Origin of the sequence: Oceanobacillus sojae (genome assembly GCF_007991515.1) — a bacterium.
Lineage (GTDB): Bacteria > Bacillota > Bacilli > Bacillales > Amphibacillaceae > Oceanobacillus > Oceanobacillus sojae.
Window position 1 is genome coordinate 116,643 of the sequence record NZ_BJYM01000008.1, and the last position, 15,296, is coordinate 131,938.

Consider the following 15,296-nt stretch of genomic DNA (forward strand, 5'->3'; position numbering starts at 1 on the left):
ACCCTCCTTTATACATATAAATCCTGTTTTTTAAATAGAAAGTAGCCTGCTGTTCCAAGTACGATAAGATAACCAACGAGTACACCAAAGCTTGTGACACTGTAGGAAATAGACTTTTCAAATAGATTAATATGGAAAAATAATAAATGTTCATAAATCACATATTGTTTTATTTGATCATAAATAACGATATATTGTCCGACCAGTGTAGACAATCCCATCAGCATAGCTAAAGTAGCAATTCGCTGAATAAACTGCGAAACCAATAAAGCGATTAAACCAAAAATAAAATAAGCAAAAGCAAAGGCTAACCCGGCTAAAACCGTAACTCTTATACCCTGCCAGCCACTCGTAGTTACAGAATAAAAGACAAACGTATCTCCCCAGTCAAAGAACAGGAGGCCAACGACATAACCTATTAAAATGATGATAGTTGTTAATAGAAGTGAAAATAAAAAGATAGATATAATTCTCGAAATATAATATTGAAATCTTGAAACAGAACGTAAAAGAACAAATTTGATTGTCCCGTTATTTCGTTCCTGTATTAATATCTCTCCAACATAAATGGCAATAAAAACAGCTGTAAATGTAATACCAGCTTGGAGCATTTCCACAGGAAATGATTGACCATAACCGGCAACTACTGTTTTTCCTGCACCGTAAACCTTAAAAATAACACCTGTTAAAACATACATCGCAGCATAAATAAGTGTATAGACAAGCAGCATTTTGGAAGTCAGTGTACGTTTAAACTCGAATGAGGTCAGTGCCCATATATTCTTCATTATGTTAAATTCTCCTTTATACATGCAAAAAATAAATCCTCTAAATTGGTAACTTGATAGACGTTTAATAATTCGGCAATATCTCCTTCTTCAACAATCTTGCCGCTCTGAATAAAGGCTGCTTTATGACATAAATCCTCCATTTCCCGAAGCATATGACTGGAGATAAGAAATGTAATCTTCTCTTTTTCTGCCAGTCGTTTAATTAATGCTTTCATTTCCCGAAGACCCATTGGATCAACACCATTCGTTGGCTCATCCAATATAATTAAGCTGGGATAGCACAATAGGGCATTAGCAATTCCAAGACGCTGCTTCATCCCTAAAGAAAATGTCTTCACCTTGTTATCTTTTGCTTCCTTCAGGTCTACAATGGATAGAACTTCATTGATCCTTGTTTTCGGCACTTTGACAGCAGCTAATTTAGCACTCAGAGTTAAATTTTGCCTTGCTGTAAGATGGAGGTAAAAAGCAGGGTTTTCTATAATACTTCCTACTCTGGAAAGGGCTAAAACGGAATTATTCCTGATGGAATGTCCATCAATTAATATGTCACCGGAATGAGGGAAAATCAAACGGGTAATCATTCTTAATGTTGTTGTTTTTCCTGCACCATTTGGTCCGAGAAAGCCATAGATATCACCTTTTTGAATTGAAAAATGAATATCATCAATTACGGTTTGCCCGTCAATTTTTTTGTTTAGATTTCTAATTTCTAAAATGGACTCTTTTTTATTTGCTTGCATTATTTGCTCATCTCCTTTTTGATACTGTAAATAGTAGCAAAGTAAAATAAGCTGAGAATATAGTTTACATAAAGTTTTGATAAAGTATGATTTTTGGAAAGAGGCAGGGAGTTTTCAAATTATAATGGTATAATGACAGCATTACTTGATAGGGTGTTCTATGTGCTATAACTATATTTAAATGATATAAACTGTTTAATAGAAACAGTAAAACAAAATATATTAGAAAGGAAACTCTTATATGAAATTAGAAAGACTGATGTATATTCTAATTGCTTTGTTGTCTCAAAAAAGAATCATAGCAAAAGAAACAGCTGAGAAGTTTCAAGTTTCTGTTCGTACTATTTACAGAGATATCGATACATTAACTTTAGCCGGTATTCCGATTTATTCGGAAAGGGGAAATAATGGCGGATTTTTTCTGGCGGAGAAATACAAAATGAATGCTTCTTTATTTACGGAAGAAGAGCAGAAATTTATTAAAAATATAAGCAGAAATATTAATCAAATGATTCATTATCCTAGTGTTGATATGCTTGAAAAAAAGATGGATTCTTATAAATCAGACAACCCGGTCAGCAGTGATTACTTTTTTGACTTTAATTCCTGGAATTTGGATACAAATAATTTGGACAGGATTGACGCAGCTTTACACCAACAACGAATCGTCGAATTTGACTATACTTCGAAAAAGAAGGAACAAGTCAAACGTACAGTGGTTCCATACCATTTGATCTTTAAAATGAATGCCTGGTACTTATTAGGTTTTTGTTTGGAAAAAGAAGCGCTGCGTTTTTTTAAACTATCCAGAATCCGGGATTTGGAAATGACAGCAGTGAATTTTGATGAGACATTACATAAAAAGCTGAACTATCAAGAGCTGGAGCAAATGATTAATCCGAAAAAATCAGTTGAAAAAGAAATTGTCCGGTTAATGTTTTCACTGGATGTTTCTGCAAAGGTATATGATTATTTTAAAGCAGAGGAAATCACAGAGCAGGAAAACAATTTGCTGGTAACAGCAGAAAGAATAATTGATCAGGAGCTGGTTGACCTTCTTCTCAGTTTTGGGAATCATTTAAAGATTCTCGGTCCATCTTCTTTAAAGACAAAAATAATAATGATTTTGCAAAAAAATCTCAGGCAATATGACAATATGTAGTCATATTGCCTTTGCTAAGATGATTGTGTAATGAACACAATCATCTTAGGAGGTAATTTTATGGTTACAGGGAATTTAGTCAAAGCGTATTTTCAATCGATTCATGACGGGGGATGGGAAAGCTATGTTTCTGACGACATAACCTATGTTGTGTTGGATACTGCCGATGCTATGAAGGGGAAGGGTTTCTATTTAAAAGGAGCAGGACAATTTTTCTCGTTAAGTACAGCATTGGAAACAAAGCAGTTGATTATTCAGGGAAATGAGGCTGCTGCTATAAACCGTTATACACTTCAGTCTCCATCTGGAGCGGAAAAGCAGTTAGATGTTGGAGAATTCCTGTCTTTTAATGAAGCTGGTAAACTGACAGCTTCCTCTATTTTCTTTGATGCGCAGTCTTTTAAGGAATTTATTGGGCAATCATAACTTAAAAGAAAATCAACATAAGAGAAGCTCAAATTAGTTTTGAGCTTTTCTTATGTTAGATAATTGATATAGTATTTTTTAAAGCTGGGAACTAAAGAGGTTTTATCTAGCGGATCCCACCGCCGCCGCCTCCACCAGCTCCGCCACCGCCGCTGACGCTTGTAATCCCGCCGTTTCCGCTGGACCCACTAATAGATGAAGTACTGGAATGAAAGCCGCCGCTGGCTAAGCCTGTAGTCATGATTGTACGGGCGTGGACAGTCCCATACCAGTAATTAAGGTATACCAAGTCCTCTTCATAGCTGTTTTCAGGTACTAAAGCCTCTAATTTTTTAGATGCTTTATCACTTTTACCGAGCAAAACGCTCCATAGCATCATATCTTTTAATGAAATTGGATTGGAAACGTTCGTAAATTGATTTATATCTGCTTCGCTTAAATAGTTATTAAATTGTATCAAACGATCCGCCAGTTTGTCTCCCTCATCACTTGGTACCATAATAGATTGTAAAAATCCAGCTGCTTTAATTTCTTTAAAAGAAAACAGCCCTTGCTGCTCTAAATAAGCTTCGGAATAGTCCTTGAGATAATCAGCAAACGTACTGACTTCCTTTGCATACTGTTTACTCCATTTTTGGATGGCTTTTTCTGTAACGACACCATTCCTGTCAGCAACATCTAAGAGCATCGTCCATAGACCAGTTTCATATGATTCGTCATATGTTTCGCCCTCAATTTGATCCGTTAGTTCTCCAAAGGTTGTTGGATGTTTATCACGTTCATTTTTAAAATCATTGATAGCAATGGTCGAGCGATATTTTTTCCCGAAAACCTTACTTTTTTCTTCTGCTTCAATAGAGATTTTCTTATTCACTGACCATTTTAATAGATAAGCCTGGAAAATATCTTCAAAATAACCCAGTCGCATCTGAGTTAGAAGGGCACTTAAACCTGCATAGTCTTCTCCATCGAAAGGTATGGCTGCATACGTTTTTCCTTTATTTTCTGCCATTCGTTTATGCAGTGGCTTCATTGCACCGGCTTCTCTTTTTGCTTTGTTGGTTTTAAGGATAATTAGAAGGGTTCCAATACCGATTAATAGTATAAAACCAACGACCACGCTAATGATGATAATAGCTGCCCTGGAATTGTCACTTGTATTATAGGCAGACCCGTCCATTGCTTCTTCTTGCTGTTCGGATAACGTCATGTCCTCTGTTTGCTGTGCTTGAAAGAAATCAGCTGGAAATTGTGTCAAAACAATCACATCTCCATCGACTTCATCATTTGACTTCCATACAATTCGACCATCTTCAAGCTGCATGTCATTGGCAAAACCGAAGCCCCAGAAATTTACCGTTTCAGATGTAAACGGCTGAAAACCTGAAATTTCAACTGTCAAATTTTGAGCAGGAACATCTGAAAAGGTGTCAAAGTTCCAAAGCATTCCCTGCCCATCCTCTAAATTACGAACAAGGTTAGAAAGCGTGTAGGTTATGGTATACGAATTTTCACCGTACTCTCCAGTCCCCCAAACTAATTCAACCCCATCATTGGTAGATATTGTTCCATATTTTCCAGTCTTTTCTTCCCGGGAAGCATCGGAATCCCAATCAGGCTCCTCTGTAAATCCTTCAACTGAAAAATCCAATACTTCTGATCCCTCAAGATTGGTCATATTAATGAAAAACTCCGTACCATTATCTATATTCATTTGACGATGTTCAGTAACAACTCCTGAACCATCTTCCAGCAGTTCTATTTCAATATGTAAATCGTTCATCTGATTTTCCGCAAATGCCGTGAGTGTAAGTCCCATGTTAATTGTGATTATCATCGTTAAGGCAACAAGTATTTTTGTCCACTTATTCATTTGTGTCTATCACTCGCTTTCGTCATTATAATGTTATTTTTCATAATGTATTATACATTATATACCCCTTTTTAAGAGCTGCTAATCGTAAATCTATCCTACAGGCGAGAGGACTCTTGACCTCAAGGAATGTGCAAAATGTTGGCTAATGAGCAGGTGGGAATTTATAGTGTAGTAGATATTCATTTAAGGCTGGAATATACCAGCCTTGATTTTATTTGGAGTATTTATTTGTAATAAATATAAAAAGTGGTAAAAAATAATTATAATCGTTCTTCCCCTTGTTCAGGCAGGGAATATATGAGTTAATAAGGGTGTCGGACCGATAATATTTCGGAAAGGAGGCTGATTTAAATTGATCACAAAATATGAGGTGATTTCCGCTTAGCGGAAATCATAAAACACGGGGCCGCATTAAAATTGCGGTCTCCTTTTCTTTTCTGCTTTAATGTATACTAATAATGAAAAGGCTTACGTAAAATAAATTAAAATGAGAGGAGTTTTAATGATGAATGAGAAAACAAAGCATGATCGACACATACATCTTCATAGAAAGGATGTTCTTGCTTGTCATACAAAAATGGAAAAGAGGTGCTTCCGCCTCATTTGTTGAAGGAGCTCCAGAAATATATTCAAGGAGAGCTTATCTATATTCCGAAACAAACCAGCCAGCGTGCAGGATGGGGAGAAGCTAACGGATCACGTATCGCCTTAGCCAAAAGAAACGAAGAAATCTATCGATTATATAATGAAGGCCAGTCTTTTGAGGAATTGGAACAAATCTATAATCTATCGATGGACAGTATCCGTAAAATTATCTATAAAACACGTGAGATGAATAGTGAAATAAAATAATGATAAGCGTTTTTAATCTGAAAGAGCAGTACTCACTAACATGTTAATGAGTACTGCTCTTTTTATGCAGGATATTTTTTGGCGACAGAAAGTAATTACTAAGCTGACACATATGTTACAGCTCACATCGAGTTTCAAAATTATTTATAAATTTCCTGAGCTCTTTTCCAGAATGAATATGGATGAATAGAAGCTGGTCTTGGAATCTGCCTCTTAATGCCTCTATACGGGAATCATTCTCTTTCTTATAATTCCAAACAAAACGAAGAAAAGAAAAGTATAATCTATCCGGATTACCGTGCGGATTTTTCTTTCCTTTATTTTTTACGTAGCGCTTGAGTATACGATATAGACAGACACTGCGGGGAAAATCAAACCAAATAACCATTTCTGCCCGCTTCATACGCAATTCCATCGTTCTGCCATAATTACCATCAATAACCCATTGGTCTTTCTGTATTTCTTCTTTCAATTTTGCATCAAAAACTGCCTGAGAAGTATTCGTTTCATTATCGATCCATTGAATGCTGTCTAAGTGTACCAAAGGAATGTTTCCAATTTGAGCAATTTGTGTAGCTAATGTTGACTTACCTGAACCGGGACATCCAATGATTACTATTCGATTGGCGGTTGATCTGGTTACTTCCATCAAAATCCCTCCAAATCTTTTAAAAAGCATGTAAACCTCTCTATTAAAATACACAATAGCTTATACCATGGTATCACAATTGGCTTAAAAAAGGACAAGCAATTTTTCTACTGAAAAAAATATTACTAAAAACTCAATATGAATGTCATTTCATGGTCGAAAACGTAAAATACTGTACTAAAAACCCATATATATAGTCAGTATGTACAGAAGAAATCCTGTTTTGCGCTTTTGCTTTCCTTGCACAAAGTCTATACGATTAAAACAAATTTATTATTACTTGGGGATGTGGTAAAATAATGCTGACAACCGTAAAAGAAAATAAAAAAACTTATCGTGAAAAAATACGGATTACGATGGGCTTTGGAAAAATTTAATTGAAGAATTATTTCAAGAATTTATGGAATATTTTGCACAGGATTTATATCCGGAAATTGATTTTGAAAAAGGAGCAGACTTCTTGAATCTGGAACTTTTTCAGTTTGTTATCGATTCAAGAAAAGGAAAAAATTATACGGATAAATTAGTCAAAGTGCTGCTGAAAAACGGGGAAGAAAAATATGTTCTTATCCATATCGAAGTGCAGACCATTGGGAAACAGGACTTTGCAGAACGCATGTTTAAATATTTTTACCGGATATACGATAAATACAATCACCTGATTTATTCTATTGCCCTTTTGACTGATGCCAGCCATCAGCACCATGAAGATAGGTTCCATTATTCTTTTTATGGAACAGAACTGACCTATGCCTATAACACCTATCGATTTTATGGGAAAGATGAGGGGGAGCTGAAAAAATCTGGTAATCCATTCGCTTTAGCTGTTCTCGCGGGAATCTATATCAGTAAAAACACTGGCAGGACAGATAAAGATAATGGAAAAAAGTTCCAATTTAAGCAGAAGCTCATCAGCTTGGCATTCGAAAAATATTCACATCGCGAAGCCTATCTTGCAGCCCTGTTGTACTTTATCGATTATACCCTGCAGATACCACCGGAATTTCAGGAAAAACTGTACGAATCATTACCAATCGCACAAAATGAAAAGGAGGAAGGAAAAATAATGGGAATGGAAAAGCTAAGAGACACCCCGACGTTTGGAAGATTGTTTAGAGAAATTGAGGAAGAAGCGACAAGAAGAGGCATGGAAAAGGGAATGGCAAGAGGTGTGGCTGAAGGTATAGAAAAAGGTATCGAACAAGGAATAGAACAAGGAATGAAAGAAGCAGAACGAAATTTTGTGAAAAAGCTTTTAGACAGGGATTATACGGATGAAGAAATATCTGAATTAACCAGCCTAGAGCTTGAGGAAATAATTATACTTCGAAAATCATTTGAAAATTAATATAATACAACTGCGAGGGAACCTATTTCTGTTAATTATTTCACACTAGCAATAATAGGTTCTTTACTGCTATTGAGTACAAGATCTTTAATTATAAATGATATTGAGGCATATTTTTATCTTTCAAATGGGGGATATCGAAAACGGTAAAGTAAATAATCTGCAACAAAGTTGGATAAACGTTTTGTGCATTTATATTCTGAATAATTGACATTCTTATATATTCATTATACAATACTCAACGTTAAGTAAAGGGTGTGACTTTTTTGACAAGATTACTTGTACTGGGTATGTTAGATACGAAACCGATGTCTGGTTATGATATTCAGCAGGCGCTGCGCATGACAGATGCAGAAAGATGGGGCGGCGTATTAATCGGTTCGATTTATCATGCGCTCAAAAAATTAGAAAAGGATGGATATATTGCAATTGACAAAGTGGAACAAACGGGTCATCGGCAAAAGTTTACCTATCGAATCACAGAAGAAGGAAAAAAACACCTGAAAGATTTGGTTCGAGAGGCATTAACCAGTTCATCCGTTCAATATCCTTCCTCTTTATATACCGGCATTTCTTTTTTTGATAAGCTGTCTGTAGAAGAAGCACGTCAAGCTTTAGAACAGCAGCAAATGACGTTGGGAAATGAATATCGCAGTGTCCAGGCAGGTTGGAAGGAAAAAGAAGCAGCGATAGAAGGCGATATTCCCCCCATGGTGCAGTTGGTTTTTGATAATATGTTTGCTACTATCAGACAGCAGCAGGATTTCGTTGAGAAAGCATTGATATACTTAGAAAAAAATGATCAGTAATTCTCCCTCTTTATTGAGAGGGAGAAAAAAAATATATTTATAGTCAACGTTGAGTAATCAATGGAGGGTAAGTTATATTTTATTCGGGATGGATAATAGCAGTGACATAAGTAAGATAATAAATTACTGCGGTTATCGGTGGAGGCGGCGAGCTAACGAGGCGGTAAAAACAATTATTCCTTTTCCTCTTAAGGAGTAAAAGAAGAAAGGAGGTCATTCAGCTTCTGACAAAGGGGAGTAGCTGTTGTTGATATTAACAACAAAATATCTGAAGAAAGAAGGAAAGAAAATGAATCAGGAACGAAATATTAAAAAAGCTCAAAAAAGCGTCTTGTTAGTTGTAACTTTAGCAATCTTCACTGATATGCTGCTTTATGGAATGATTGTTCCTATTTTACCGGACTATGCTGAAAACTTAGGTATATCACAAACTGCAATCGGTATTTTATTTGGCAGCTATGCAGCTGCTTTATTAATTGCCACACCAATATTTGGTGTTGTTTCAGACAAATTTGGAAGACGTAGTCCAATGCTGTGGGGAATTTTAGGACTCGGTGTCGCTACACTGTTATTTGCGTTTGCGAATACTTTTTGGCTACTACTACTTTGCCGCGTTTTACAAGGAATTGCTGCAGCTGCCACCTGGACATCCGGTCTTGCATTGCTTGCAGACTTTTATCCATCGAAAGAAAGGGGAAAAGTCATGGGAATTGCTCTATCGGGGCAAGCTTTGGGGACCTTGTTGGGCCCAGCTTTCGGAGGCTGGCTCTACCAATTAGGGGGCTATATGCTTCCGTTTTTTATAGCGGCAGGAATTGCCTTAATTGATGGGCTGTTACGAGTGTTTCTATTGAAAGAAGAGCCTCACAGAAAGGAAGAGGAACCATCAGGTGCGTTCCGTTTATTGAAAAATCGTTCTTTGTTCATGATTGGCGGGGCAGTTGTTATCGGTGCTGCTATTCCCAGTGTGCTGGAACCAACATTTCCAACCTATTTAAGAAATGTGTTTGATGCATCACCAGGAGCTATCGGTTTATTATTTGGTGTACCTTCACTTGCTTATGCGTTTACAGCTCCCATTATTGGAGGTCTTTCCACCAAAATCGGTCATCCTAAAACAATTACTATTGGTTTAGCCATTACTGCTGTTTCTCTGGTACTCGTTGTTTTACCGACCAATATATGGCTGCAAATTGCTGCATTAGCTTGTATCGGTATCAGTATGGGAACGGTACTCGCACCGACACTTCCTGAACTTGCTGATATTGCACAGGAAAGTCAAACCCAAGCGTATGGTGTTACCTTTGCCATTTATAATACGGCTTATTCTGCAGGGATGATGATCGGACCAATGATTAGTGGAGCTGCCTCTGATTTTTTCGGTTTACAGCTAAGTTATTTTGCAATAGGGCTTGTTGTTTTGGTATATATGCTCATTTTTACTGTGATGACACCTTCGAAGAGAAATACGGGATGATAAAATAAACGCTTCTCAAGTAGCAGACCAGATTTATACGTATGCGGTGAAATGGAAGGACAGGATTCATTTTACCGCATACTGGTTTTCAGAAGAATTTGATATTACTATAAGCATGATTTCATACAGTACTCATTAGATACCGGAAATAAAAAAATAATTCAGTGTATTAATGAATGAACCCAACTGTTTGCAATTTTTTCTGGACTTCGTGTTAAATAATTAAACGTTATTTAACACAATAAGAGCGGAACTTCATTTTATATACAGAAAATCAGACCAGAGTCCAATAGTTTATTTAAGACTTATTCATTATTATTGGAAAAACCGATGCCTTAAGATGCGCGAATAGTCATTAGATTCTAAAGTTATGATCGAGTATATTCACTGTCTTAAATCAGGTTAAATTTATTTTAAACTGGCAGTAAGTCTCCATCTCAATAATTCGAAGCTTATTAAACCGCAAGAAGAGGAGCCTGCCTGCCAGTATAATCCACAAACATAGCTGATACAATTCACTTCTTATTTCGCGCAGTTCTATTCCTTTGTAGACAGGAAAACTTAAGGGAGATGAAGTAATCATTTTCCTTTCAATAATTTCTGCCTAATGAAAGGATATATCCTCATAATTGATTTCATAAATAAAATTCCCTATAGCTTTAATGCGCTCATCTTCCAACTGCTGTATAAATTCAATATAATGTATCTCCCACTCATTCTCCGCTTCGATACCATCCTCAATAATATCTGAAAAATCGTGCGTAGCATCCCGTAATTTCTCATAAAATATGATTTTGGCTAAAATAGCTAGTTCAATATCTCCAAAAGTTCTAAAAAGAGCTTCATAATCCCCGTTAAACAGGCATCCTGCATGGAGTAGATCCAGATAATCATGCAGTGAAACAAAATGTCTCCGGATGAGCAGTGCTTTTTCTTCAGAATTGCTGATTTCTAAGATACGGTCTACTAAGCTGCGCATTTGTATATCACTCATTCGATCATTCTCATCTAACTTGAATACCATTGTTTTTTCATGTTCTTTTATTTCTCGGATAATAAGCGTTTCGAAGCTGCCGATTTTTGCAGCACTATTCACCCTTTGAACGAATTCACCGCGGTACAAATCGATGTAATCAATGAGAGCCTGATTTGTTTGCAGGATTTTCTGCAGCTGATCAAGAGCTTGATGAATCAACTTCGTCCTTTGATCAGCAGGGGCAGCTGTTAACATTCGATTCAGCTGCTCAAATTGAATTCCCGAAATCCGGACATTATCAGGTTTTCCTCCGGACAGCAGTGAAAAAACAGCATTATTTATCATTAGCTCAAACATATTAAACAGCTCGATTTGGTAATTAAAGCGACTTATTTTTCCGAAATTTATTAAGACAAACATTACATCCTGAAGACTAAAAAAGCGGCAGAATTCTGTCTCTATTCGTAATCGCTCTAAATACTGCCGTATATAAAAAACGCCCTGAAGCCGCATATCATCAACAGCTAAAGGATAATCAATGCTTGCCATAGTATTTTGGGCTTCGAAAATAATATCATAATGTTTTATAAATACAGGTAACGATTCATCAATAGTCAAATGATAAGCATCGACCGGCACATCTAATTTGATCTTTTTAACTTCTTGATACAGTTGTTTTGTTTCTTCAAAATAACAGCGGAGTAATTCAACCCCTTTAGAATGTATATCTTTTATACTTTCCAAATTTAAACGAGTAAGTGCTTCCTCAGGATTCTCATATTGAAGAGCATAAGCATCAATAGCATAAAGCAGGGATGTCATGATTCCTTCCGCTGTTTCCGTTGTCACTGAGGTACTTGCTCCTTGAGTATACCGCAGGATTAATCGCTGAAGAACCTGCACCACTTCTACTTGTATCTGATAAACTTTTTGACTTGGGATAACTCCTGACCGCTGACCTTCCTGCAGGAGAGAGAGGGTATATTGGTTTTGTTTTAACCGCGACCGATCAATTCTTATATTAGAAATCTGCCGGGAATGACCTGAGTGGTTATCGAATTCCATATATTATTCATCCCCTTTAAAAATAGAATCAGGAAGCGTTATATCTCTTCTGAAATTCTCCGTGAATTCTTCCATTTTACTTCTTAACAGTTCGATAGAGCCTGCACAGGATCTGTTATAATAATCATTCATCAGTTGAATAAGCTTTGCATCTGCAACCTTATCTTCCGTTTCATTTCTAAGATAATAAAAAATCTCCTGAAGTTCATTCAGTGTATCAACATAGTGCTCCTGGTTTATATAAGGGGAGGTGGAAAATACCTCAATTAACTCCTTTAACACACCGTTGCTCAATTCAATTCTCGCATGATCACGCAGCACTTTATTTCTGGATGCCACGAGTGACTTTGCATCATCTGGCGTTAGCGCTAAACCCCGCTCTTTTGTTTTATCGTTTAAACTAACCAGATCCATTATTGTATTGGAATGATGTGATTGTTGGATGGAATTCAACATAGCGGATAAATTCATAGGATATCACCTTTCCTGTAAGGATATTTAGAACGCAAAAAAAGGGTCCCCTGGCCAAGGGAACCCTATTATATAACTAAAAATAATAAATGTAAATTATAGCATAAAATAATTTTTTTGTCAACTTTTTAGATCGAGTTTAAATATTTATGAACTGTCAACGCGCAGCGCTTTTTAACCCCGGTAAATTATTTATTCCAGTTCCAATCCCATGGAAGAAAACCCTGCTCAATGAAGTTTCACTTTATGGCAATATCCTGCAAATTCTCTTTACAATAATTTGTTTATCATTTATATTTATTAAAGGTACTTAATAAAGTAGTTTAATGAATGTGGGAGGTGGTTTGATTGAGAGAAGAAAACAATCCTATTAGACAAAAAAACCTGAGGGAATTGAAAGCGTTGCTGTTTAAAAAGAGAAAAGCTATTAAAGCAGAGATGGTTAAAGACACCGGCCTTAGTGTAGTTACTATTAATTCATTAGTTAAAGAATTAGTGAAGGAAAACATATTTTTGGAGAATTCTTTCGTACAGCAAAAGACAGGGCGGCCGGCAGCCGATTATATTTTTAATTATGACAAATCATTTTATCTTCTCGTTTCAATTCAAGAAAAAAAGAGTGCTAAACGGAAAAGGAACTTGGAAACAATCATTAAAATTGTAAATTTGGATGGAGATGAGAAAGTTTCTGATATAGTCGATTTTCCGAATGATACAGATGACCTTTTGCAAATCATTGATAAATATATTCATAGAGAATATGAAATTGAAAGAATAGGGCTGACACTGCCCGGGAAAATTTTTGAAGGTGTTATTACATCCAGTTGGGAAAATATGTTTGATTCCTGGAATATTGAAAAAGAACTGAAAAAAATAACGGATATTCCTATAAAAATACAGAATGATGCACATATCATGACGATGGGATATTGTGTTGAAAATAATCTTACGAATGAAAGTGTTGTTGGAATCTATTATCCAGAAAAAAGTATGCCGGGAATAACCATACTATCTAAAGGTGTGCTTATAGAAGGACAGAAAGGGTTGGCCGGTGAAATAAAATATCTTCCGATGCTTATGGATAAAGCTGCTCCAGGTACGGATGAAGAATTAGTCCATAATCTTTCAGAAATTGTAGCTATTTATAATGCTGTTATAGCTCCAAGTATTTTTGTGATTTCCTCTGAAAATATAGACGAAGAAATGATGAAGCGACAAATTGGGGGTAATACGCATCTTTCCAGGCAGCCAAACAAACCTGTCATCTATTTTGACCGGAATTTCCAGCAAAGCATAACAGTTGGTTTAAGATGGTTAGTTACGAAAGACACGATTTATAAAATTAACTTTCAGGAGAGGTGACTGTAACTATAACTTTCATTTTAAATCTTCATGGAAAGATAAATATTAAAAGGAGATAAAACATGGCAGTATATCTTTTACTAATTATTTATTTAGCTTTTATCAGTTTAGGACTACCAGATTCATTATTAGGAGCAGCATGGCCGGTAATGCAATCAGATCTTAGCGCTCCGATTGAAACAGGCGGAATCCTTTTTATGATGATTGCATTTGGTACGATTATTTCCAGCTTAGTTAGCGGGAGGATACTTAAATTGTTCGGTACTGGCAAAGTAACCTTTGTCAGTGTCTTAATGACTGCCATTGCTTTATTAGGGTTTTATTTTGCTCCATCGGTAATTTGGTTAATCATTTGTGCCATTCCTCTTGGTTTGGGAGCTGGAGCTGTTGATGCGGGGTTAAACAATTATGTAGCTACCCACTACAAGGCGCATCATATGAGCTGGCTGCATTGTTTTTGGGGGATAGGAGCATCCCTCGGACCGATTATAATGGCGTATTTTATTTCTGGGGATAATTCTTGGAGAAACGGGTATCTCGTTATTGCTGGTATTCAATTTGTATTGATTTTGATTCTCTTTTTCTCTTTGCCTTTATGGAACAAAGTAATCCACAATAGTACGCATAGCATACCTGATCAGAATGAAGATGAAATCTATCTAATGAAGGATGAACCTATAAAAAAAATAAAGCCAACGCAAATAAAGGGAGTTAAACTGGCGCTTGTTTCTTTCTTATTATATTGTGGTGTTGAAGCAACGGTAAACCTTTGGGGAAGCAGTTTCTTAGTAAACATCAAAGGATTAAATGCAGCAACAGCAGCCAGTTGGGTTTCTATGTATTTTGTGGGGATAACAGCAGGAAGGTTAATAACTGGTTTTATTACCTTTAAAATAACGAATCGCACACTGATTAGATCTGGCCAAATCACAGCATTAACAGGTGCCGTTATTCTGTTGCTGCCACTGTCCGCCTTTTTTTCACTTGCTGGCTTTATCATTATTGGGCTTGGTCTAGCTCCAATATTTCCGTGTATGTTACATGAAACACCGTCGCGATTTGGAAGAAAACATTCTCAAACAATAATGGGTTATCAAATGGCTGCCGCTTATACAGGTACTACATTTATGCCACCTGTTATCGGTTTCATTGTATCTCACACAACGATGGGAGTCTTTACGATTTGTATTGTTATTTTTATTGCAGTAATGATTCTATGCTCAGAGAAATTAAACAGCTTACTGAAAACATCTCAATTATTAAAGCAGGAGAGGTAGAAATACAGATCG

14 protein-coding genes are annotated in these 15,296 nt (G+C 36.3%); 8 read left to right on the plus strand and 6 right to left on the minus strand.

Features of this window, described 5'->3' with window-relative positions; all coding sequences use genetic code 11:
* Positions 1-8: 8 nt before the first annotated feature.
* Both OSO01_RS10905 and OSO01_RS10910 read right to left on the minus strand, forming a co-directional pair.
* Complete coding sequence (locus OSO01_RS10905; protein ID WP_186813634.1) at positions 9-788, minus strand: DUF2705 family protein; 780 nt, start codon at positions 786-788, stop codon at positions 9-11.
* A complete protein-coding gene (locus tag OSO01_RS10910) occupies positions 788-1,534 on the minus strand; it encodes an ABC transporter ATP-binding protein (protein ID WP_147210463.1) in 747 nt (248 codons plus the stop codon). Before OSO01_RS10910 ends, OSO01_RS10905 begins: the two co-directional genes overlap by 1 nt.
* 241 nt (positions 1,535-1,775) lie before the next feature.
* On the opposite strand from OSO01_RS10910, the gene OSO01_RS10915 reads away from it, so the two are divergent.
* Together OSO01_RS10915 and OSO01_RS10920 are read left to right on the plus strand one after the other, a co-directional pair.
* Positions 1,776-2,696, plus strand: a complete 921-nt coding sequence (locus OSO01_RS10915; RefSeq protein WP_147210464.1) for a helix-turn-helix transcriptional regulator — start codon at positions 1,776-1,778, stop codon at positions 2,694-2,696.
* 60 nt (positions 2,697-2,756) lie between these two features.
* Positions 2,757-3,122, plus strand: a complete 366-nt coding sequence (locus tag OSO01_RS10920; RefSeq protein WP_147210465.1) for a hypothetical protein — start codon at positions 2,757-2,759, stop codon at positions 3,120-3,122.
* Positions 3,123-3,228: 106 nt separating this feature from the next.
* Here OSO01_RS10920 and OSO01_RS10925 read toward each other — a convergent pair whose 3' ends face one another.
* Positions 3,229-4,995: a DUF2207 domain-containing protein gene (locus OSO01_RS10925; protein WP_222595728.1), complete on the minus strand. Its 1,767-nt coding sequence runs from the start codon at positions 4,993-4,995 to the stop codon at positions 3,229-3,231.
* Between the two features lie 567 nt (positions 4,996-5,562).
* On the opposite strand from OSO01_RS10925, the gene OSO01_RS10930 reads away from it, so the two are divergent.
* Complete coding sequence (locus tag OSO01_RS10930; protein ID WP_147210466.1) at positions 5,563-5,850, plus strand: CD3324 family protein; 288 nt, start codon at positions 5,563-5,565, stop codon at positions 5,848-5,850.
* A 115-nt stretch (positions 5,851-5,965) separates the two neighbouring features.
* Here the strand turns inward: OSO01_RS10930 and OSO01_RS10935 are convergent, their stop codons facing one another.
* Complete coding sequence (locus OSO01_RS10935) at positions 5,966-6,499, minus strand: P-loop NTPase family protein (protein ID WP_147210467.1); 534 nt, start codon at positions 6,497-6,499, stop codon at positions 5,966-5,968.
* A 460-nt stretch (positions 6,500-6,959) separates the two neighbouring features.
* Between OSO01_RS10935 and OSO01_RS10940 the strand changes: the two genes are divergently transcribed.
* The 3 genes from OSO01_RS10940 (at position 6,960) to OSO01_RS10950 (ending at position 10,133) form a co-directional block, all read left to right on the plus strand.
* Positions 6,960-7,847: an RpnC/YadD family protein gene (locus tag OSO01_RS10940; RefSeq protein ID WP_186813635.1), complete on the plus strand. Its 888-nt coding sequence runs from the start codon at positions 6,960-6,962 to the stop codon at positions 7,845-7,847.
* Positions 7,848-8,113: 266 nt separating this feature from the next.
* A complete protein-coding gene (locus OSO01_RS10945) occupies positions 8,114-8,656 on the plus strand; it encodes a PadR family transcriptional regulator (protein WP_147210469.1) in 543 nt (180 codons plus the stop codon).
* A gap of 247 nt (positions 8,657-8,903) precedes the next feature.
* Positions 8,904-10,133 (plus strand): MFS transporter, encoded by a 1,230-nt coding sequence (locus OSO01_RS10950; protein WP_246145127.1) that lies wholly within the window; start codon positions 8,904-8,906, stop codon positions 10,131-10,133.
* Between the two features lie 604 nt (positions 10,134-10,737).
* Here the strand turns inward: OSO01_RS10950 and OSO01_RS10955 are convergent.
* The gene (locus tag OSO01_RS10955; protein WP_147210470.1) at positions 10,738-12,174 is read right to left on the minus strand and encodes a DUF6179 domain-containing protein; all 1,437 of its coding nucleotides are present in this window, start codon (positions 12,172-12,174) and stop codon (positions 10,738-10,740) included.
* Positions 12,175-12,177: 3 nt separating this feature from the next.
* Positions 12,178-12,645, minus strand: a complete 468-nt coding sequence (locus OSO01_RS10960; RefSeq protein ID WP_147210471.1) for a DUF6323 family protein — start codon at positions 12,643-12,645, stop codon at positions 12,178-12,180.
* Positions 12,646-12,993: 348 nt separating this feature from the next.
* Here OSO01_RS10960 and OSO01_RS10965 point away from each other — a divergent pair, with 348 nt between their 5' ends.
* Positions 12,994-14,007, plus strand: a complete 1,014-nt coding sequence (locus tag OSO01_RS10965; protein ID WP_147210472.1) for an ROK family protein — start codon at positions 12,994-12,996, stop codon at positions 14,005-14,007.
* Positions 14,008-14,069: 62 nt separating this feature from the next.
* Positions 14,070-15,284, plus strand: a complete 1,215-nt coding sequence (locus OSO01_RS10970; RefSeq protein WP_147210473.1) for an MFS transporter — start codon at positions 14,070-14,072, stop codon at positions 15,282-15,284.
* Positions 15,285-15,296: the final 12 nt, after the last annotated feature.

Coding starts and splice junctions, on each gene's coding strand:
- OSO01_RS10905 (WP_186813634.1), bottom strand. CDS start 788: ATGAAGAATATATGGGCACTGACCTCATTCGAGTTTAAACGTACACTG.
- OSO01_RS10910 (WP_147210463.1), bottom strand. CDS start 1,534: ATGCAAGCAAATAAAAAAGAGTCCATTTTAGAAATTAGAAATCTAAAC.
- OSO01_RS10915 (WP_147210464.1), top strand. CDS start 1,776: ATGAAATTAGAAAGACTGATGTATATTCTAATTGCTTTGTTGTCTCAA.
- OSO01_RS10920 (WP_147210465.1), top strand. CDS start 2,757: ATGGTTACAGGGAATTTAGTCAAAGCGTATTTTCAATCGATTCATGAC.
- OSO01_RS10925 (WP_222595728.1), bottom strand. CDS start 4,995: ATGAATAAGTGGACAAAAATACTTGTTGCCTTAACGATGATAATCACA.
- OSO01_RS10935 (WP_147210467.1), bottom strand. CDS start 6,499: ATGGAAGTAACCAGATCAACCGCCAATCGAATAGTAATCATTGGATGT.
- OSO01_RS10955 (WP_147210470.1), bottom strand. CDS start 12,174: ATGGAATTCGATAACCACTCAGGTCATTCCCGGCAGATTTCTAATATA.
- OSO01_RS10960 (WP_147210471.1), bottom strand. CDS start 12,645: ATGAATTTATCCGCTATGTTGAATTCCATCCAACAATCACATCATTCC.
- OSO01_RS10970 (WP_147210473.1), top strand. CDS start 14,070: ATGGCAGTATATCTTTTACTAATTATTTATTTAGCTTTTATCAGTTTA.